The sequence below is a fragment of the Microbacterium sp. genome (genome assembly GCF_051860965.1).
In the GTDB taxonomy this organism is placed as follows: domain Bacteria; phylum Actinomycetota; class Actinomycetes; order Actinomycetales; family Microbacteriaceae; genus Microbacterium.
This window is the reverse complement of sequence record NZ_JBIMKU010000002.1, coordinates 482,983-501,149: the sequence shown is the minus strand read 5'-3', so window position 1 is coordinate 501,149 and position 18,167 is coordinate 482,983. Positions and strand designations below refer to the sequence as shown.

The 18,167-nt window shown below is 68.5% G+C and carries 22 protein-coding genes; all 22 read left to right on the top strand.

What is annotated here, in order from left to right; genetic code table 11:
* Nucleotides 1–10: 10 nt before the first annotated feature.
* Complete coding sequence (locus ACTIFV_RS05845; protein WP_439591820.1) at nucleotides 11–976, top strand: AAA family ATPase; 966 nt, start codon at nucleotides 11–13, stop codon at nucleotides 974–976.
* Complete coding sequence (locus tag ACTIFV_RS05840) at nucleotides 973–2,343, top strand: DUF58 domain-containing protein (RefSeq protein WP_439591819.1); 1,371 nt, start codon at nucleotides 973–975, stop codon at nucleotides 2,341–2,343. Before ACTIFV_RS05845 ends, ACTIFV_RS05840 begins: the two co-directional genes overlap by 4 nt.
* A complete protein-coding gene (locus tag ACTIFV_RS05835) occupies nucleotides 2,340–4,844 on the top strand; it encodes a transglutaminase domain-containing protein (protein WP_439591818.1) in 2,505 nt (834 codons plus the stop codon). The genes ACTIFV_RS05840 and ACTIFV_RS05835 overlap by 4 nt, the downstream gene beginning before the upstream one ends.
* Nucleotides 4,841–6,286 carry a DUF5684 domain-containing protein gene (locus tag ACTIFV_RS05830; RefSeq protein ID WP_439591817.1) on the top strand — a complete coding sequence of 482 codons (1,446 nt, stop codon included), beginning with the start codon at nucleotides 4,841–4,843 and terminating at the stop codon, nucleotides 6,284–6,286. Before ACTIFV_RS05835 ends, ACTIFV_RS05830 begins: the two co-directional genes overlap by 4 nt.
* Entirely contained in the window at nucleotides 6,283–6,798 is a 516-nt protein-coding gene (locus tag ACTIFV_RS05825; protein ID WP_439591816.1) for a hypothetical protein, read from the top strand. The genes ACTIFV_RS05830 and ACTIFV_RS05825 overlap by 4 nt, the downstream gene beginning before the upstream one ends.
* A gap of 301 nt (nucleotides 6,799–7,099) precedes the next feature.
* Complete coding sequence (rpsL, locus tag ACTIFV_RS05820) at nucleotides 7,100–7,468, top strand: 30S ribosomal protein S12 (RefSeq protein ID WP_257495790.1); 369 nt, start codon at nucleotides 7,100–7,102, stop codon at nucleotides 7,466–7,468.
* Nucleotides 7,469–7,473: 5 nt separating this feature from the next.
* Entirely contained in the window at nucleotides 7,474–7,944 is a 471-nt protein-coding gene (gene rpsG / locus ACTIFV_RS05815; RefSeq protein WP_439591815.1) for a 30S ribosomal protein S7, read from the top strand.
* Nucleotides 7,945–8,027: 83 nt separating this feature from the next.
* The gene (fusA, locus tag ACTIFV_RS05810) at nucleotides 8,028–10,142 is read left to right on the top strand and encodes an elongation factor G (protein WP_439591814.1); all 2,115 of its coding nucleotides are present in this window, start codon (nucleotides 8,028–8,030) and stop codon (nucleotides 10,140–10,142) included.
* Nucleotides 10,143–10,338: 196 nt separating this feature from the next.
* Nucleotides 10,339–11,532 (top strand): elongation factor Tu, encoded by a 1,194-nt coding sequence (gene tuf, locus ACTIFV_RS05805; protein WP_248148492.1) that lies wholly within the window; start codon nucleotides 10,339–10,341, stop codon nucleotides 11,530–11,532.
* Between the two features lie 148 nt (nucleotides 11,533–11,680).
* Complete coding sequence (locus ACTIFV_RS05800; RefSeq protein ID WP_439591813.1) at nucleotides 11,681–11,899, top strand: Rv0909 family putative TA system antitoxin; 219 nt, start codon at nucleotides 11,681–11,683, stop codon at nucleotides 11,897–11,899.
* Between the two features lie 474 nt (nucleotides 11,900–12,373).
* Nucleotides 12,374–12,682, top strand: coding sequence for a 30S ribosomal protein S10 (rpsJ, locus tag ACTIFV_RS05795; protein ID WP_439591812.1), 309 nt, complete (start codon nucleotides 12,374–12,376; stop codon nucleotides 12,680–12,682).
* Between the two features lie 8 nt (nucleotides 12,683–12,690).
* The gene (gene rplC / locus ACTIFV_RS05790) at nucleotides 12,691–13,350 is read left to right on the top strand and encodes a 50S ribosomal protein L3 (RefSeq protein ID WP_439591811.1); all 660 of its coding nucleotides are present in this window, start codon (nucleotides 12,691–12,693) and stop codon (nucleotides 13,348–13,350) included.
* A 2-nt stretch (nucleotides 13,351–13,352) separates the two neighbouring features.
* Nucleotides 13,353–14,012 carry a 50S ribosomal protein L4 gene (rplD, locus tag ACTIFV_RS05785; protein WP_439591810.1) on the top strand — a complete coding sequence of 220 codons (660 nt, stop codon included), beginning with the start codon at nucleotides 13,353–13,355 and terminating at the stop codon, nucleotides 14,010–14,012.
* Entirely contained in the window at nucleotides 14,009–14,308 is a 300-nt protein-coding gene (gene rplW / locus ACTIFV_RS05780) for a 50S ribosomal protein L23 (protein WP_248148505.1), read from the top strand. Before rplD ends, rplW begins: the two co-directional genes overlap by 4 nt.
* A gap of 25 nt (nucleotides 14,309–14,333) precedes the next feature.
* A complete protein-coding gene (rplB, locus tag ACTIFV_RS05775; RefSeq protein WP_439591809.1) occupies nucleotides 14,334–15,173 on the top strand; it encodes a 50S ribosomal protein L2 in 840 nt (279 codons plus the stop codon).
* Between the two features lie 12 nt (nucleotides 15,174–15,185).
* Complete coding sequence (gene rpsS, locus ACTIFV_RS05770) at nucleotides 15,186–15,467, top strand: 30S ribosomal protein S19 (protein ID WP_439591808.1); 282 nt, start codon at nucleotides 15,186–15,188, stop codon at nucleotides 15,465–15,467.
* A 40-nt stretch (nucleotides 15,468–15,507) separates the two neighbouring features.
* Nucleotides 15,508–15,906 carry a 50S ribosomal protein L22 gene (gene rplV / locus ACTIFV_RS05765; protein ID WP_439591807.1) on the top strand — a complete coding sequence of 133 codons (399 nt, stop codon included), beginning with the start codon at nucleotides 15,508–15,510 and terminating at the stop codon, nucleotides 15,904–15,906.
* Nucleotides 15,906–16,667 carry a 30S ribosomal protein S3 gene (gene rpsC, locus ACTIFV_RS05760; protein WP_248148514.1) on the top strand — a complete coding sequence of 254 codons (762 nt, stop codon included), beginning with the start codon at nucleotides 15,906–15,908 and terminating at the stop codon, nucleotides 16,665–16,667. Before rplV ends, rpsC begins: the two co-directional genes overlap by 1 nt.
* The gene (gene rplP, locus ACTIFV_RS05755) at nucleotides 16,667–17,086 is read left to right on the top strand and encodes a 50S ribosomal protein L16 (RefSeq protein WP_018171451.1); all 420 of its coding nucleotides are present in this window, start codon (nucleotides 16,667–16,669) and stop codon (nucleotides 17,084–17,086) included. The genes rpsC and rplP overlap by 1 nt, the downstream gene beginning before the upstream one ends.
* A complete protein-coding gene (rpmC, locus tag ACTIFV_RS05750; RefSeq protein WP_274645346.1) occupies nucleotides 17,086–17,400 on the top strand; it encodes a 50S ribosomal protein L29 in 315 nt (104 codons plus the stop codon). The genes rplP and rpmC overlap by 1 nt, the downstream gene beginning before the upstream one ends.
* Nucleotides 17,400–17,801: a 30S ribosomal protein S17 gene (rpsQ, locus tag ACTIFV_RS05745; RefSeq protein WP_439591806.1), complete on the top strand. Its 402-nt coding sequence runs from the start codon at nucleotides 17,400–17,402 to the stop codon at nucleotides 17,799–17,801. The genes rpmC and rpsQ overlap by 1 nt, the downstream gene beginning before the upstream one ends.
* Nucleotides 17,798–18,166: a 50S ribosomal protein L14 gene (gene rplN / locus ACTIFV_RS05740; RefSeq protein WP_248148516.1), complete on the top strand. Its 369-nt coding sequence runs from the start codon at nucleotides 17,798–17,800 to the stop codon at nucleotides 18,164–18,166. Before rpsQ ends, rplN begins: the two co-directional genes overlap by 4 nt.
* Nucleotide 18,167 lies beyond the last annotated feature (1 nt).

Here is an 18,167-nt window from a genome sequence, read left to right as displayed (position 1 = left end):
GATCCGCGCAATGACCATCACGCAAGAGCAGGCCACGTGGTTCTCCCAGACCTTCGGGCAGATGGCGGACAACGTCGAGCGCGCCGTCCTGGGCAAGCGACGGGTCGTCGAGCTCGTGCTGACCGCGATGCTGAGCGACGGGCACGTGCTGCTCGAGGACGTCCCGGGAACGGGCAAGACGTCACTCGCCCGTGCGCTCGCCCAGTCGGTGCGGGGCACGAACACGCGCATCCAGTTCACCCCCGACCTGCTGCCCGGTGACATCACGGGCATCAGCGTCTACGACCAGAAGGAGGGCGTCTTCGAGTTCCACGGCGGCCCGATCTTCGCGAACATCGTGCTGGCGGACGAGATCAACCGCGCGAGCCCCAAGACGCAGTCGGCGCTGCTCGAGGTCATGGAGGAGGGCCACGTCACGATCGACGGCGTCTCGCGCGCGGTCGGCGTGCCGTTCCTCGTGCTCGCGACCCAGAACCCGGTCGAGCAGGCGGGCACGTACCGCCTGCCCGAAGCGCAGCTGGATCGCTTCATGATGCGCACGTCGCTGGGCTATCCCGACCACGCCGCGACCGTCCGCATCCTCGACGGAGCAGCCGTCGCGACCGCGGACCTGTCGCCCGTCATCACTCCCGAGGCGCTCGTGGGCATGGCGGACCTCGCCGCCCAGGTCTACGTCGACGCGCTGGTCCTGGACTACATCGCGCGGATCGTCGATGCCACGCGCTCGGCCGACGAGGTGCGACTGGGCGTCAGCATCCGAGGCGCCCTCGCCCTCACGCGCGCCGCGCGCACGCGCGCCGCATCGCAGGCGCGGACGTACGCGACGCCCGACGATGTCAAGTCGCTCGCGGTCGCGGTGCTCTCGCACCGGCTCATCCTGCATCCCGAAGCGGAGTTCGACGGGATCACCCAGGAGGCCGTCATCGGCCAGGTCCTGCTGGACATCGTGCCGCCCAGCCGCCGCGAGGCCGTATGAGCCTGAGCGACACCAGACTCACCCGCACGTCGAGCTCGACGGGGACCGACGGCCGGACGCACGCGACATCGGTCACCGCGACCTCGGTGTCGAGCGGTCGACTCGTCGGCGCCGTCGTCACGGGAGCCGAGGTCTGGCGCGCCGTCGCGTCGACGGCTGCGCGCGCGGCTCGATGGATCGCGGGCACGGTACGGCCCGCCGGGTCGCTCGTGCTCCTCGCGGCGACCGCGGGTCTGACGCTCGGCATCGTGTTCGGGTGGGTCGAATGGATGGTCGCCGGCTTCATCGCGCTGATCCTCCTCGTCGCGAGCGTCCCGTTCCTGTTCGGCGCGCGATCGTACGACGTCGCGCTCTCGCTCCAGCACGGCCGCGTCGTGGCTGGCGACGGCATGACGGGCGAGGTCGTGGTCCGCAACCACGGCCGGGGCACGGCGCTCCCCGGTCGCATCGACATCCCTGTCGGGGCGGGGCTCGTCGAGTTCGGAGTGCCGCTGCTGCGCCCGGGGCACACCGTCGCCCAGCCGCTCGAGATCCCGGCCCTGCGGCGCGGCATCATCACGGTCGGCCCGGCGACGACCGTGCGCAGCGACCCCGTCGGGCTGCTGCGCCGCGAGCATGCGTTCGACGACGTGCACGAGGTCCACGTCCATCCGCGGACGGTCTCCCTCCCCTCCACGAGCGCCGGTCTCATCCGCGATCTCGAGGGCAGCTCCACGCGCCGCACGGTCGACGACGACATGTCGTTCCACGCCATCCGTCCGTACGTCGCCGGCGACTCACGGCGCCACATCCACTGGAAGTCGACGGCGAAGACCGGCACGCTCATGGTCCGCCAGTACGAGGAGTCCCGCCGCTCGCGCATGGCCGTCGTCCTCGCCGTCGCCGAGGACGAGTACCTCGACGCCGACGAGTTCGAGCTCGCCGTCTCGTGCGCGGCGTCGCTCGGGCTGCGCGCGATCCGCGACGCGCGCGACGTCGCGATCGTCACCGGCTCCGAGATCCCTCGCGTCGTGCGCGGCAGGCTGCGCACGATCCGACACCTGCCGGCAGGCTCCTCGCGGCCGATGCTGGACGGCTTCAGCGGCGTCGAGCTCCTCGAGAACACCATGCCGATCGTCGAGGTGTGCCGCCTCATCGCCGAGTCGGAGCAGGGCCTGTCGATCGCCGTCCTCGTCGTCGGCTCGCGCCTGCCGCTCGCCCGCCTGCAGCAGGCGGCCCTCGCCTTCCCCGCCGAGACCGCCGTCCTCGCCGTCGTGTGCGACGAGCGCGCACACCCGCGCATGCGCGCATTCGCCGGGCTGTCCGTCCTGACGGCCGGCACCATCGACGACCTGTCCGGCCTGCTGCTGCGGGGGGTCACGGCATGAGCGCCCGGAACGGCCGTCGCTGGCAGGTCCCCTCCCGCATCGTCGCGGGTTCCCTGTTCGCGTTCGCGATCGTCGTGGTGTCGGCGGTCGCCGCGTGGCCGATCTACGCCTCGTCGTCGTTCCTGCTGCTCGTCATCATCGCGACCATCGTCGCCTTCGCGATCGCGACCGCGGCGCGGTTGCGCGGGTGGGGAGGGTGGCGCGTCGCCGCCGCCCTGGGCGGGTCGTTCCTCGTCCTCGGCGTGCCGTTGGCGGTGCCGTCGCGACTCGGTTCCCCGCTCGAGTTCGCCCGGGGACTGGGAGAGCTCTTCCTCGGCGCCGTCCTCGGGTGGAAGGACCTCGTCACGGTCGATCTGCCCGTCGGGTCGTATCGCAATCTCCTCGTCCCCGCGCTCATCGTCTTCCTGATCGGGACCTGCGTCCTGCTGATCGTGTCCTGGCGAGACAACGGCCGGTCGGTGCTGGCGGCGCCGGTCTCGATCGTCATGGTGTCGTTCGGTCTCTTCTTCGGACGCACGGTCGTCAGTCCGCCGGCCTCGATCGGGCCCTTCACGCTCCATGCGCCCGTCGAGACCGCCGTCGGCGTCCTCGGGCTCATCGCGACTCTGCTGTGGCTGTCGTGGCGGACCCACGACGCCCGCCGTCGTGCACTGCAGCGCGCAGCCGTGTCGAGCGGCGTCCGCATCACCACCAGGCCGTCGCTGGCGGACCGCCGGCGAGCGGCGCTCGGCGGCGGCATGATCGCCATCGCGGTCGTCGCCGCGGTCGTGGTCGTCCCCTTCGCGGCGCAGGGCGCCGATCGCGACGTCCTGCGATCGGCCTTCGGCCCCGAGATCGATCTCTCGTCGGCCGTGAGCCCGCTCACCGCGTACCGGTCCCAGTTCGCCGACGGTCGCGTCGACGACGTCCTCTTCTCCGTCGATCCGGCCGACGACCTTCCCGATCGCATCCGCCTCGCGACGCTCACCGAGTACGACGGCGAGGTGTTCCGCACCGGATCCTCGGGTGCCGTCGACGAGGGCCGTTTCGTGCGCGTGCCCTCGGCGCTGGATGCCGGTGACGGCGTGCCCTTCGAGGCCACCCTCACGATCGACGCGCTGGACGGACTGTGGATGCCGACGGCAGGGCAGCTCGCGCGCGTGGACTTCGGGGGCCCCCGCGCCACGGCGCTCGCCGACGGCTTCTACTACAGCGCGGCGACCTCGGCGGGAGTGCAGACGGCCGGAGGCGGCCTGGAGAGCGGCGACGTGCTGCGCCTGACGGGTGTCGAGCCCGCGACCCCGTCGCTCGAGGCGATCGAAGCGCCCGGAGCCACCGCCACCGAGGTCGCAGCACCCCAGAGTCTCCGCACGTGGGTCGAGAGGCACAAGACCGGCGCAGACGGTGCGGCCCTCGCATCCCTCGTCTCGCTCCTGCGCGAGCGCGGGTATCTCAGCCACGGTCTGCAGTCCGGTCAGACCGCCGCGCCCCGCTGGGCGGAGTCGCTCGGCGCCTACTCGCTGCAGCCGAGCGCATCCGGCCATTCGCTCGGACGCATCGAGACGCTCTTCGACCGCCTGCTCGAGCGCGAGGCCGATCCGCGGGCCGAGGCATCCGGCAACTACGTCGCGGGCATCGGCGATGACGAGCAGTTCGCCGTCGCCGTCGCCCTCATCGCCCGCGAACTGGGCTTCCCGTCGCGGGTCGTGGTCGGCGCGCGGCTCGCGTCCGGGGACGTGGATGTCGCGGTGTGCCCCGACGGCGCGTGCCGCGCGCAGGACATGTCCGCGTGGGCCGAGGTGCTCTCGACGGGCGGCGACTGGGTGCCCATCGATGCGACACCTCAGCACGAGGAGGCGCCCAGTCTCGAAGTGATCGAGCAGCGCGACCCCGAGAACGTCACGGACGTCCGCCCCGATGCGCCCGAGGAGATCCTCCCGCCCGACCCGGTCCAGCAGGACGCCGCGGCGCCCGAACCCGGCGACGATGCGAGCGGTGTGGATCTCGCGTGGCTCGGACCGACGCTGCGCATCGTGGCCGCTTCGCTGCTCGTCCTGCTGCTGGTGGCAGGCCCCGTGGCGGCGGTCGTCATCGCGAAGCGCATGCGACGGCGTGCGCGTCGCAGCGCAGCGACGCCCGCTGAGCGGATCGTCGGCGGCTGGGAGGAATACGTGGATGCCGCGACAGACGCCGGCCGCGAGATCCCGCACGCCGCGACCCGCGCCGAGTTGGCCGCGGTCTTCGCGACCTCAGAGGGCGAACCGCTCGCAGCACTCGCGGACCGTGCCGCCTTCGCGGGCGCCGACGCGGGCTTCGGGGACGACGACGCCGAGGCCTACTGGAGCCGCGTGGAATCGCAACGGCGTACGCTGACCCGGGAGCGAGGGTTCTGGCGAGGAGTCCTCGCGACCGTATCGTTGAGATCGATCATCCGTCCGCTGGCACCCGCACCGGGTTCCCGCACGCTGTTCACCGAGAGGGGGCGGCGCCAGGTTCCGCGACCTGCGCGCCCAACATCATGACCGTTGACGCATCCACCGCCGCTGCGATCACGCTGCTGTCGATCGTCGGCTTCGCGGTGCTGTACGTGTGGACGGCGCTCGCGCTCGCCGCCGTCTTCCGCAAGTCGGGTGAACAGCAATGGAAGGCGTGGGTGCCGTTCCTCAACCAAGCCGTGCTCCTGCAGCTCGGCGGATTCTCCGGCCTCCTCGTGCTGCTCTCGCTGCTGCCGGGCGTCGGTCTCGTCATCGTGTGGGTCCTGCAGACGATCGCGTGCCACCGCATCGGTCACGCGTTCGGCTTCGGCTCCGGCATGACGGTGCTCGCGGCGCTCCTCCTGCCGGTATGGGCATCGATCGTGGGTTTCGGCTCCGAGCGCTGGGTGGGCCGCGAGGCGCCCGCACGGGCGCCGGCAGCGCCGCCGGCACCCCCGCCCGGGCCGGCGCCGACGGCGTACGCCCCGCCCCGTGGTCTCTACGCGCCGACAGACCGGCCCGTGTACGGACGCGAGACGCACATCTCGGCGCCCGTGCCGCCCATGCCGACGGCTCCCGCCCCCGGCATCCCGGGCGGTTCGCCCGCTCGCTCGATGCCCTTCCCGCAACTCGACGACGATCTCGAGGAGACGGCGGGGCCGCTCACCACGAGAGCGTCCTCGCCCGCTGCTCCGCCCGAGGGCGGATGGGGCCCGCCGCCGCTTCCCGCCCCCGCGCGGCCCGTCCCCTACGCCGACGAGGACGACGTGTCGCCGTTCGTGCCGCCGACCCGTGCCGCGGCGCGCGCCGAGGCGAAGGACGAATGGGCGGCGCTGGGGCTCTCGCCGGATGTCGAGTACTCGGGCGAGGTGACCGGCGCGGTCGCCGGGGCACCGTCGCCCATGTCGGCCGTTCCCGCGCCACCGGTCACGCGCGTGCCGACGACGACGCCTCCCACGCGCTCGCGCGAGCCGTGGGCGCCCGCGCGCTCGCCCTTCCCCGAGTCCGACGACTTCCCCGACTCCTCGGGTGCGGTCTCGGCGATCGTCGGAGCACCCGTCGCGGGCGGTCCGCTCTCGGCCCGGTCGTCGGTGTCGGCGCAGACCCGTCGCCGCGAGATCCCCGAGGAGCCGCTCGACGAGACGGTCGTCACCCGCCGGCGCCGGACCGAGTGGTCGCTCATCCCGCCGTCGGGACGCCCCGTCGCGATCACGGGCGAGGTGCTGCTGCTCGGGCGACGACCGGCCGCGGATCCCCGGCATCCCGAGGCGCAGCTCATCGCGATCGATGACGCGACGGTCTCCAAGACCCACGCGCGTCTCGAGATGCGCGACCGCGTCTGGTTCATCACCGACCTCGACTCGACGAACGGCATCGTCTTCACGACCGAGCGCGGCGACGTCGACGTCGTCCCGGGCGTCGCGATCGAGGCCGGCGACCGCTTCCTCCTCGGGGACGCCGAGATCCGCCTCGTCCGCGGTGGAGAGTGACCACGACGCCGGACGGCGCGACGGGCGACACCGAGCGCGACGACGACCTCGATGACGTCACCCGGACGGTGCGGCGGCGCCGCTCGGCGAGCACGCCGCAGGAGGATCCGCCGGTGGACGACGGCTCGACGGTCGTCGTCCGGCGGGAGTCGAAGCGCCGCGCCGAGGCTGCGGCCGCGGCAGCGGGGTGGGCGGGAGACGACGAGCCGGATGCCGCGCCCGTCCTGTCGGCATCGCGCCGCGGGCCGCTTGTCGACGCCGACGCCGTCGTTCCCGATCCGGCCCCGATCGAGAGCGGCCCGGCCGTCTACCCTCCGAGGGTCGTGGATGCCGCGGTCGTGCCCCGTTCCGCGGCGGCGCCGCGCACTCCGCAGAAGCCCGTCGACACGGCCGAGATCGAGGCGGCGCGGCGCCGTCGCGCGCGGCGCCGGATCGTCGTGGCGATCGTCGTGGCATCCCTCGTCATCGCGGTTTCGGTCGCGGCGCTGGTCATCCTCCTGACGACTGCTTGAGGATCGAAGGCGCACGCCGCCCCGCGTTTGCCCGGCCCCCGGATCACGGGTATCATTGATCGGGTGTGCGCGCTCGCGTGCCGTCCGCCGTGCCTCGGCACGGAGACGGATCGAGAGCCACGCATCTCAGGGAAGGGCCTGCGAACAGGCCACCCCCACGGCATATCCACCACACGACTGCTCGGCATCATCATGCCGTGCCGGTGGGTACATGTGAGCCCGCAGCGTCATGGTTCGAAAGATCCGGATGCCGCGGGGGAGACACGAACGCTGTCACCGTGCAGCACAACAAGGAGAGAACGTGCCAACCATTCAGCAGTTGGTTCGCAAGGGGCGCTCGCCGAAGGTCGTCAAGACCAAGGCGCCCGCGCTCAAGTCGAACCCGCAGCAGGCAGGCGTCTGCACCCGCGTCTACACGACCACGCCCAAGAAGCCGAACTCGGCGATGCGCAAGGTCGCCCGTGTCAAGCTCCGCAACGGCACCGAGGTCACCGCCTACATCCCCGGCGAGGGCCACAACCTGCAGGAGCACTCGCTCGTGCTCGTCCGCGGCGGCCGCGTGAAGGACCTCCCCGGTGTCCGCTACAAGATCGTCCGTGGCGCCCTGGACACCCAGGCCGTCAAGAACCGTAAGCAGGCTCGCAGCCGCTACGGCGCGAAGAAGGGTTAAGCAACATGCCTCGCAAGGGACCCGCCCCGAAGCGCCCCGTCGTCAACGACCCGGTCTACGGTGCTCCGATCGTCAGCCAGCTGGTGAACAAGATCCTCGTCGACGGCAAGAAGTCGCTCGCCGAGTCGATCGTCTACAACGCCCTCCGCGGCGTCGAGGCAAAGAACAGCCAGGATGCCGTCGCCACGCTCAAGAAGGCCCTCGACAACGTGCGTCCGACCCTCGAGGTCAAGTCGCGCCGCGTCGGCGGCTCGACCTACCAGGTGCCGGTCGAGGTCAAGCCTCACCGCGCCAACACGCTCGCCCTCCGCTGGCTCGTGAGCTACGCGAAGGGTCGTCGTGAGAAGACGATGACCGAGCGCCTCCAGAACGAGATCCTGGATGCCTCGAACGGCCTGGGTGCCGCGGTCAAGCGCCGCGAAGACACCCACAAGATGGCCGAGTCGAACCGCGCCTTCGCGCACTACCGCTGGTAACAGCGCACCGATCGCCGGCCGGAGGCGAACCCTCCGGCCGGCGACACCGCGACATCCCGAACCACACGTAAGGAAGACACCTCGTGGCACAAGAAGTGCTCACCGACCTCAACAAGGTCCGCAACATCGGCATCATGGCGCACATCGATGCCGGCAAGACGACGACGACCGAGCGCATCCTGTTCTACACGGGCGTCAACCACAAGATCGGCGAGACCCACGACGGTGCGGCCACGACCGACTGGATGGAGCAGGAGCAGGAGCGCGGCATCACGATCACCTCCGCCGCTGTGACGTGCTTCTGGGACAAGAACCAGATCAACATCATCGACACCCCGGGTCACGTGGACTTCACGGTCGAGGTCGAGCGCTCGCTGCGCGTCCTCGACGGCGCCGTCGCCGTCTTCGACGGCAAGGAGGGCGTCGAGCCCCAGTCCGAGACCGTCTGGCGTCAGGCCGACAAGTACGACGTCCCCCGCATCTGCTTCGTCAACAAGATGGACAAGCTCGGCGCGGACTTCTACTTCACGGTCGACACGATCGTCAACCGCCTGAAGGCCAAGCCGCTCGTCATCCAGCTCCCCATCGGCGCCGAGAACGACTTCGTCGGCGTCGTCGACCTCGTCGAGATGCGCGCGCTGGTCTGGCCCGGCGACGCCAAGGGCGACGTGACCATGGGCGCCAAGTACGAGATCCAGGAGATCCCGGCCGACCTCGCCGAGAAGGCCGCGGAGTACCGCGAGATCCTGCTCGAGACGGTCGCGGAGTCCGATGAGGAGCTTCTCGAGAAGCACTTCGGCGGCGAGCCCCTCACGGTGGCCGAGATCAAGGGCGCGATCCGCAAGCTCACGATCAACTCGGAGCTCTACCCCGTGCTCTGCGGCTCGGCGTTCAAGAACCGCGGCGTGCAGCCGATGCTCGACGCCGTCGTGGACTACCTCCCGTCGCCGCTCGACGTCCCCGCCATCGAGGCGAAGGACCCGAAGAACGAAGAGATCATCATCGAGCGTCACGCCGATCGTGACGAGCCGTTCGCGGCTCTCGCGTTCAAGATCGTGACGCACCCGTTCTTCGGTCGCCTGACCTACATCCGCGTCTACTCGGGTCACCTCGACTCCGGTGCCCAGGTCGTCAACGCGACCAAGGGCAAGAAGGAGCGCATCGGGAAGATCTTCCAGATGCACGCCAACAAGGAGATGCCGGTCGATTCGGTCACCGCCGGTCACATCTACGCCGTCATCGGCCTCAAGGACACCACGACGGGGGACACCCTGTCGGACTCGCAGAACCAGGTCGTCCTCGAGTCGATGACGTTCCCCGAGCCGGTCATCGAGGTCGCCATCGAGCCGAAGACCAAGGCCGACCAGGAGAAGCTGGGTCTCGCGATCCAGAAGCTCGCCGAGGAGGACCCGACGTTCCGCGTCGAGCAGAACTCCGAGACCGGTCAGACCGTCATCAAGGGCATGGGCGAGCTGCACCTCGACATCCTCGTGGACCGCATGAAGCGCGAGTTCAAGGTCGAGGCCAACGTCGGCAAGCCGCAGGTGGCCTACCGCGAGACGATCAAGAAGATCGTCGAGCGTCACGACTACACGCACAAGAAGCAGACCGGTGGTTCGGGACAGTTCGCGAAGATCCAGTTCGCGCTCGAGCCCCTCGAGGTCACGGCCGACAAGACGTACGAGTTCGAGAACAAGGTCTCGGGTGGGCGTATCCCGCGCGAGTACATCGGACCCGTCGACCAGGGCTTCCAGGACGCCATGAACGTCGGCGTGCTCGCCGGCTACCCCATGGTGGGCGTCAAGGCGATCCTCATGGACGGCGCGTCGCACGACGTCGACTCGTCCGAGATGGCGTTCAAGATCGCGGGCTCCATGGGCTTCAAGGAGGCCGTACGCAAGGCGAACCCCGTCATCCTCGAGCCGATCATGTCGGTCGAGGTGCGTACCCCCGAGGAGTACATGGGCGACGTCATCGGCGACCTGAACTCGCGTCGTGGCCAGATCCAGTCGATGGAGGACGCCGCGGGCGTCAAGGTCGTGCGTGCCAACGTGCCGCTGTCCGAGATGTTCGGCTACATCGGCGACCTCCGCTCCAAGACCTCCGGCCGCGCCGTCTACTCGATGGAGTTCGACAGCTACGCCGAGGTCCCGCGCAACGTCGCGGACGAGATCGTCCAGAAGGTCAAGGGCGAGTAATGCTCCGGATGCCGGGGTCGCCCGATCCCGGCATCCGACCTACAACTGCATAGTGGTGTTCCCGGCGGCGCTGCCGCCGCGAGGGGGACACACAGATTCACAAGAAGCATCTCTACTAAAGTGGGGATATCCCCGTAGAGAACCGGTCGCAAACCAGCGACCGGACCCTCTACACGAACGTCCTGAGGAGGACCCAGTGGCTAAGGCCAAGTTCGAGCGCACCAAGCCGCACGTGAACATCGGAACGATCGGTCACGTCGACCACGGCAAGACCACGCTCACCGCAGCGATCTCGAAGGTGCTCGCCGACAAGTACCCGTCGGCCACCAACGTCCAGCGCGACTTCGCGTCGATCGACTCCGCTCCCGAGGAGCGCCAGCGCGGCATCACGATCAACATCTCGCACGTCGAGTACGAGACGCCCAAGCGTCACTACGCTCACGTCGACGCCCCGGGTCACGCCGACTACATCAAGAACATGATCACCGGTGCCGCCCAGATGGACGGCGCGATCCTCGTGGTCGCCGCGACCGACGGTCCCATGGCGCAGACGCGCGAGCACGTGCTGCTCGCCAAGCAGGTCGGCGTGCCCTACCTGCTCGTCGCGCTCAACAAGTCCGACATGGTCGACGACGAGGAGATCCTGGAGCTCGTCGAGCTCGAGGTCCGCGAGCTCCTCTCGTCGCAGGACTTCGACGGCGACAACGCGCCCGTCGTCCGCGTCTCGGGCCTGAAGGCTCTCGAGGGCGACGCCGAGTGGACCGAGAAGATCGTCGAGCTCATGGAAGCCGTCGACGAGTCGATCCCCGACCCCGTGCGTGACAAGGACAAGCCGTTCCTCATGCCCGTCGAGGACGTCTTCACCATCACCGGCCGTGGCACGGTCGTGACGGGTCGCGCCGAGCGCGGCACCCTCGCGATCAACTCCGAGGTCGAGATCGTGGGTCTGCGTCCGACGCAGAAGACGATCGTCACCGGTATCGAGATGTTCCACAAGCAGCTCGACGAGGCATGGGCCGGCGAGAACTGTGGTCTGCTCCTGCGCGGCACCAAGCGTGACGACGTCGAGCGCGGCCAGGTCGTCGTGAAGCCCGGTTCGGTCACCCCGCACACCAACTTCGAGGGCACGGCGTACATCCTGTCCAAGGAGGAGGGCGGCCGTCACAACCCGTTCTTCACGAACTACCGCCCGCAGTTCTACTTCCGCACCACGGACGTCACCGGCGTCATCACGCTGCCCGACGGCACCGAGATGGTCATGCCCGGCGACACCACCGACATGACGGTCGAGCTGATCCAGCCCATCGCCATGGAAGAGGGCCTCGGCTACGCGATCCGTGAGGGTGGCCGCACCGTCGGCGCCGGCACGGTCACGAAGATCCTGAAGTAATCTCGATCTGAGATCACGGAAGAGGCTCGGCCCCGCGAGGGTGCCGGGCCTCTTCTGCGTCGTGATGACGCCGGAGCTGTTGACGGAGATCGGGGTCCGGCTCAAGAATGAGTCCGACGCGCCCACGGGGGGCCGCGAAGGAGCAGACATGGGCATCGACGACCTCGTCAACCAGGGCAAGCAGTTCCTGGAGCAGAACAAGGACAAGATCGGCGAGGCGCTGAAGAGCGACCAGGCCGAGGACGTGAGCGACAAGGCTCTCGACGCGGCCGCCGAGTTCGTCAAGAAAGTGGCGCCCGACAGCATCGACCAGCATGTCGACGGTGTGCGCGACAACATCGACGGCGCGATCGGCAACGAGAAGTAGGACCCGCAGACACGACTCGAGGGCGGGTTCCGGGATGCGATCCCGGAACCCGCCCTTCGTGTCGTCCGCCGCGACCCTGTGAGCCGACCGTGCATCGTCCCGCGCGACACGCCCGAGTTTGCGACACGCCCGGGCTGCACGTAGACTAGGGAAGTTCCACATTCCTCCGCGCCCTTCGGCGTGCGATGGATCACTGCCAGGGCAGTGCATAGACGGCTCCTCTCACGGGGTGCAAGGTTCTAGGCCGCGGGCAGCAGAACGACACATCCAACCCAGACCACGGGCTCGAAAGAGCCGGAACGTGTGTTGCGGGGAGGAGCCGGATGCCGAGGCATCCGGTCTGACAGCAGAACAGTGGTGCAGCATGCGCCGCGGCAACGCGGTGAACGAAGTGCCAGGGCGAGGGAGCACCCTCCCACGCCCCCGTGCGTCCAATGCCCGAGAGGTATGACGCGGAAAGAGAGTGAGCAGACAATGGCGGGACAGAAGATCCGCATTCGCCTGAAGTCGTACGATCACGCCGGCCTCGATGCGTCGGCGCGCAAGATCGTCGACACCGTGACCCGTGCCGGAGCGACCGTCGTGGGCCCCGTGCCCCTTCCGACCGAGAAGAACGTCATCGCGGTCATCCGGTCGCCCCACAAGTACAAGGACAGCCGCGAGCACTTCGAGATGCGCACCCACAAGCGCCTCATCGACATCATCGACCCGACGCCCAAGGCCGTCGACTCGCTGATGCGTCTCGACCTCCCGGCCGATGTCAACATCGAGATCAAGCTCTGAGGCTCGCCATGACTGACATCAACTCCAAGGTTTCCAAGGGCCTGCTGGGCACCAAGCTCGGTATGACCCAGGTCTGGGACGAGAACGGCAAGATCGTTCCCGTCACCGTGATCGAAGTGGCCCCCAACGTGGTCACCCAGATCCGCACTCCCGAGAAGGACGGCTACAAGGCCGTGCAGATCGCCTACGGCCAGATCGACCCCCGCAAGGTCAACAAGCCGCAGACGGCTCACTTCGAGGCCGCCGGTGTGACGCCCCGTCGTCACCTCACCGAGGTCCGCACCGCGGACGCTGCTGACTACTCACTCGGTCAGGAGCTCACGGTCGACGGCACGTTCGAAGCCGGCCAGCTCGTCGACGTCGTCGGCACGAGCAAGGGCAAGGGCTTCGCGGGTGTCATGAAGCGCCACAACTTCAAGGGCGTCTCGGCTTCGCACGGTGCGCACCGCAACCACCGCAAGCCCGGCTCGATCGGCGCGTCGTCGACCCCGAGCCGCGTCTTCAAGGGCATGCGCATGGCCGGCCGTATGGGTGGCGAGCGCGTGACCGTCCTCAACCTCACGGTGCACGCCGTCGACGCCGAGAAGGGTCTGCTGCTCGTCAAGGGCGCCGTCCCCGGTGCTCGTGGCCGCATCGTCTACGTCCGCAACGCAGTGAAGGGTGCCTGAGCATGGCTGACTCGACTCTCGCGCTCGACGTCCTGAAGGCCGACGGCAAGAAGGCAGGCTCGGTCGAGCTGCCCGCCGCGATCTTCGACGTCAAGACGAACATTCCGCTGATCCACCAGGTCGTCGTCGCGCAGCGCGCGGCGGCTCGCCAGGGCACCCACTCGACCAAGCGTCGCGGTGAGGTCTCGGGCGCCGGCCGCAAGCCCTTCAAGCAGAAGGGCACGGGTAACGCCCGCCAGGGCTCGATCCGCGCGCCGCACATGACCGGCGGTGGCATCGTCCACGGCCCCAAGCCGCGCGACTACTCGCAGCGCACCCCCAAGAAGATGATCGCCGCCGCCCTCCTCGGTGCGCTGAGCGACCGCGCCCGCGGTCAGCGTCTGCACATCGTCGATGCGTTCGGCATCGAGGGTGCGCCGTCGACCAAGGCCGCCGCTGCGGTTCTCGCAGCGCTCGCGCCGACCAAGAACGTGCTGGTCGTCATCACGCGTGACGACGAGCTCAGCATCCTGAGCGTCCGCAACCTCGCGTACGTGCACGTGCTGTACTCCGACCAGCTCAACGCCTACGACGTGCTCGTCTCGGACGACATCGTCTTCACCAAGGCCGCCTACGACGCGTTCGTCGCGTCGAAGACGACCACCGAGGAGGTCTCGGCATGACCGGCATCAACAAGGACCCGCGCGACATCATCCTCAAGCCGGTCGTCTCCGAGAAGAGCTACGGGCTCATCGACGAGGGCAAGTACACGTTCCTCGTGGACCCCCGCGCGACCAAGACCGAGATCAAGCTCGCGATCGAGAAGATCTTCGGCGTCAAGGTGGCTGCGGTCAACACGATCAACCGCGTCGGCAAGGCCCGTCGCACCCGCTTCGGCACGGGCAAGCGCAAGGACACCAAGCGCGCCATCGTGACGCTCAAGTCGGGCACCATCGACATCTTCACGGCAGTCGGCTGACGGTCGGGATAGAGGACTAGAGAACATGGCTATTCGCAAGTACAAGCCCACGACCCCGGGTCGCCGCGGCTCGTCGGTGGCCGACTTCGCCGAGATCACCCGATCGACGCCCGAGAAGTCGCTCCTCCGCCCGCTGTCCAAGACCGGTGGTCGCAACAACCAGGGCCGCATCACGACGCGTCACATCGGTGGTGGCCACAAGCGCCAGTACCGCGTCATCGACTTCCGTCGGAACGACAAGGACGGCGTCAACGCCAAGGTCGCGCACATCGAGTACGACCCCAACCGCACCGCGCGCATCGCGCTCCTGCACTACTTCGACGGCGAGAAGCGCTACATCATCGCGCCGAACAAGCTGGCGCAGGGCGACATCGTCGAGTCGGGTCCCTCGGCCGACATCAAGCCGGGCAACAACCTGCCGCTCAAGAACATCCCCACCGGTACCGTGATCCACGCGATCGAGCTGCGTCCCGGCGGCGGTGCGAAGCTGGCCCGTTCGGCAGGCGTCTCGGTGCGTCTCGTCGCCAAGGACGGCAACTTCGCGCAGCTGCGTCTCCCCTCGGGTGAGATCCGCAACGTGGATGCCCGCTGCCGCGCGACGATCGGCGAGGTCGGCAACGCCGAGCAGTCGAACATCAACTGGGGCAAGGCCGGTCGCAACCGCTGGAAGGGCATCCGCCCGACCGTCCGCGGTGTCGCGATGAACCCGGTCGACCACCCGCACGGTGGTGGTGAGGGCAAGACGTCCGGTGGTCGTCACCCCGTCACTCCTTGGGGCCAGGCTGAGGGTCGCACCCGCCACGCCAACAAGGAAAGCGACAAGTACATCGTCCGCCGCCGTAACGCCGGCAAGAAGCGCAAGTAGGAGTAGAGGAAGATGCCTCGCAGCCTTAAGAAGGGCCCCTTCGTCGACGAGCACCTGCTTCGCAAGGTGGTCGTGCAGAACGAAGCCGGCTCCAAGAACGTCATCAAGACCTGGTCGCGTCGTTCGATGATCGTGCCGGCCATGCTCGGCCACACGATCGCCGTCCACGACGGTCGCAAGCACATCCCCGTGTTCGTGAGCGAGACCATGGTCGGCCACAAGCTGGGCGAATTCGCGCCCACCCGCACCTTCCGCGGCCACGAGAAGGACGACAAGAAGGGTCGCCGCCGCTGACGCGGGGGCGCTCCGAGAAGAAGAGATAGGAGGAGAAGCAATGGTGGATTCCATCGCACGCGTGAAGCACATCCGCGTGACCCCTCAGAAGGCTCGTCGTGTCGTCGCTCTCATCAAGGGCAAGCAGGCTCAGGAGGCTCTCGCCATCCTGAAGTTCGCCCCCCAGAGTGCCAGCGAGCCGATCTACAAGCTCGTCGCCGCCGCGATCGCGAACGCTCGCGTCAAGGCGGACAAGGACGGCGAGTACCTGGACGAGCAGGACCTGTACGTGGCCAACGCGTACGTCGACGAGGGCACGACGCTCAAGCGCTTCCAGCCCCGTGCACAGGGTCGCGCGTTCCAGATCAAGAAGCGCACGAGCCACATCACGGTCGTGCTCGCTACCCCCGAGGTCGCCGAGGCGGCCCCGGCAGCCACGACCAAGAAGGCGAGCAAGTAATGGGCCAGAAAGTCAACCCGTACGGCTTCCGCCTCGGGATCACCACCGACCACGTGTCGCGCTGGTTCTCCGACTCGACGAAGCCCGGTCAGCGTTACGCCGACTACGTCGCGGAGGACATCAAGATCCGCAAGCTCCTGCAGACGCAGCTCGACCGCGCCGGCGTGAGCAACATCGAGATCGAGCGCACCCGCGACCGCGTCCGCGTCGACATCCACACCGCCCGCCCGGGCATCGTGATCGGCCGCCGCGGCGCCGAGGCCGAGCGCATCCGCGCCGACCTCGAGAAGCTCACCGGCAAGCAGATCCAGCTGAACATCCTCGAGGTCAAGAACCCCGAGGCCGACGCTCAGCTCGTCGCGCAGGGCATCGCCGAGCAGCTCTCCGCACGTGTGGCCTTCCGCCGCGCGATGCGCAAGGGCCTGCAGGGCGCGCAGCGCGCCGGCGCCAAGGGCGTCCGCATCCAGGTCTCCGGCCGCCTCGGCGGCGCCGAGATGAGCCGTTCGGAGTTCTACCGAGAGGGTCGTGTGCCGCTGCACACGCTCCGCGCGAACATCGACTACGGCTTCTACGAGGCCAAGACCACCTTCGGCCGCATCGGCGTGAAGGTCTGGATCTACAAGGGCGACCTCACCAACAAGGAACTGGCTCGCGAGCAGGCCAACGCGCCGAAGGCGCCCCGTGGTCGTGACGACCGTGGCGGCGACCGTCGCCGTGGCCCGCGCAACGAGGCCCCCGTCGCAGAAGGAGCGTCTGCCTGATGCTTATTCCCCGCAAGGTCAAGTACCGCAAGCAGCACCACCCGGGTCGCTCCGGCCAGGCCACGGGCGGCACGAAGGTGTCGTTCGGCGAGTTCGGCATCCAGGCCCTGACGCCCGCTTACGTGACCAACCGTCAGATCGAGTCCGCTCGTATCGCCATGACGCGTCACATCAAGCGCGGCGGAAAGGTGTGGATCAACATCTACCCCGACCGTCCGCTCACCAAGAAGCCCGCTGAGACCCGCATGGGTTCCGGTAAGGGTTCGCCCGAGTGGTGGGTCGCGAACGTCAAGCCGGGTCGCGTCCTCTTCGAGGTCGCCGGCGTCAACGAGGAACTCGCTCGTGAGGCTCTGACCCGTGCTATCCACAAGCTGCCGCTCAAGGCACGCATCATCAAGCGCGAGGAGGGCGACGCATAATGGCGATCGGCACCAAGACGCTCGCCCCGAGCGAGCTCGACACGTTCGAAGACCAGCGCCTCGTCGAGGAGCTGCGCAAGGCCAAGGAAGAGCTGTTCAACCTGCGCTTCCAGTCGGCCACCGGCCAGCTCGAGAGCCACGGCCGCATCCGTGCGGTCAAGCGCGACATCGCGCGGCTCTACACCGTCATCCGTGAGCGCGAGCTCGGCATCCGTGCCACGCCCGCTCCGGTCGAGACGGCCACGAAGGCGAAGAAGACGAAGGCCAAGAAGGCGGATGCCGCTGACGAGGCCGTGAAGGAAGAGGCCGAGTGATGGCTGAGACCACTGAGAAGAAGCCCGCCGCGCCCAAGAAGGCACCGGCGAAGAAGGCCGCTCCCAAGGCTGAGCCGAAGGTCGCGACCGTCGAGGCCGTCGCCTCGAAGGGCCACGAGTCGGCTGCGCACGACGTCCGCGACGCGGACGCCCGTGGCTACCGCAAGTCGCGTCGCGGCTATGTCGTGAGCGACAAGATGGACAAGACGATCGTCGTCGAGGTCGAGGACCGCGTGAAGCACCCGCTCTACGGCAAGGTCATCCGCCGCACGTCGAAGGTCAAGGCGCACGATGAGGCCAACTCGGCCGGCATCGGCGACCTCGTCGTCATCAACGAGACCCGCCCGCTGAGCGCCACCAAGCGCTGGCGTCTGGTCGAGATCCTGGAGAAGGCCAAGTGATCCAGCAGGAGTCCCGCATCAAGGTCGCCGACAACACCGGCGCCAAGGAGCTGCTCACGATCCGCGTGCTCGGCGGCTCGCACCGCCGGTACGCCGGCCTGGGCGACATCATCGTCGCGACGGTCAAGGACGCGATCCCGGGCGGCAACGTCAAGAAGGGCGACGTCGTCAAGGCCGTCGTCGTCCGCACCAAGAAGGAGACGCGCCGTCCCGACGGCTCGTACATCAAGTTCGACGAGAACGCCGCCGTGATCCTGAAGAACGACGGGGAGCCCCGCGGCACCCGCATCTTCGGACCGGTCGGTCGTGAGCTTCGCGACAAGAAGTTCATGAAGATCGTCTCGCTGGCCCCGGAGGTCATTTAAG

Bases quoted from the DNA above. Each gene is read 5' to 3' on its own strand.
- ACTIFV_RS05845 (WP_439591820.1), top strand. From the start codon at position 11: ATGACCATCACGCAAGAGCAGGCCACGTGGTTCTCCCAGACCTTCGGG.
- ACTIFV_RS05835 (WP_439591818.1), top strand. From the start codon at position 2,340: ATGAGCGCCCGGAACGGCCGTCGCTGGCAGGTCCCCTCCCGCATCGTC.
- ACTIFV_RS05840 (WP_439591819.1), top strand. From the start codon at position 973: ATGAGCCTGAGCGACACCAGACTCACCCGCACGTCGAGCTCGACGGGG.
- ACTIFV_RS05800 (WP_439591813.1), top strand. From the start codon at position 11,681: ATGGGCATCGACGACCTCGTCAACCAGGGCAAGCAGTTCCTGGAGCAG.
- rpmC (WP_274645346.1), top strand. From the start codon at position 17,086: ATGGCGATCGGCACCAAGACGCTCGCCCCGAGCGAGCTCGACACGTTC.
- ACTIFV_RS05830 (WP_439591817.1), top strand. From the start codon at position 4,841: ATGACCGTTGACGCATCCACCGCCGCTGCGATCACGCTGCTGTCGATC.
- rplV (WP_439591807.1), top strand. From the start codon at position 15,508: ATGGTGGATTCCATCGCACGCGTGAAGCACATCCGCGTGACCCCTCAG.
- rpsC (WP_248148514.1), top strand. From the start codon at position 15,906: ATGGGCCAGAAAGTCAACCCGTACGGCTTCCGCCTCGGGATCACCACC.
- rplD (WP_439591810.1), top strand. From the start codon at position 13,353: ATGGCTGACTCGACTCTCGCGCTCGACGTCCTGAAGGCCGACGGCAAG.
- rpsQ (WP_439591806.1), top strand. From the start codon at position 17,400: ATGGCTGAGACCACTGAGAAGAAGCCCGCCGCGCCCAAGAAGGCACCG.
- rplP (WP_018171451.1), top strand. From the start codon at position 16,667: ATGCTTATTCCCCGCAAGGTCAAGTACCGCAAGCAGCACCACCCGGGT.
- rplC (WP_439591811.1), top strand. From the start codon at position 12,691: ATGACTGACATCAACTCCAAGGTTTCCAAGGGCCTGCTGGGCACCAAG.
- rpsG (WP_439591815.1), top strand. From the start codon at position 7,474: ATGCCTCGCAAGGGACCCGCCCCGAAGCGCCCCGTCGTCAACGACCCG.
- rplB (WP_439591809.1), top strand. From the start codon at position 14,334: ATGGCTATTCGCAAGTACAAGCCCACGACCCCGGGTCGCCGCGGCTCG.
- rplW (WP_248148505.1), top strand. From the start codon at position 14,009: ATGACCGGCATCAACAAGGACCCGCGCGACATCATCCTCAAGCCGGTC.
- rpsJ (WP_439591812.1), top strand. From the start codon at position 12,374: ATGGCGGGACAGAAGATCCGCATTCGCCTGAAGTCGTACGATCACGCC.
- rpsS (WP_439591808.1), top strand. From the start codon at position 15,186: ATGCCTCGCAGCCTTAAGAAGGGCCCCTTCGTCGACGAGCACCTGCTT.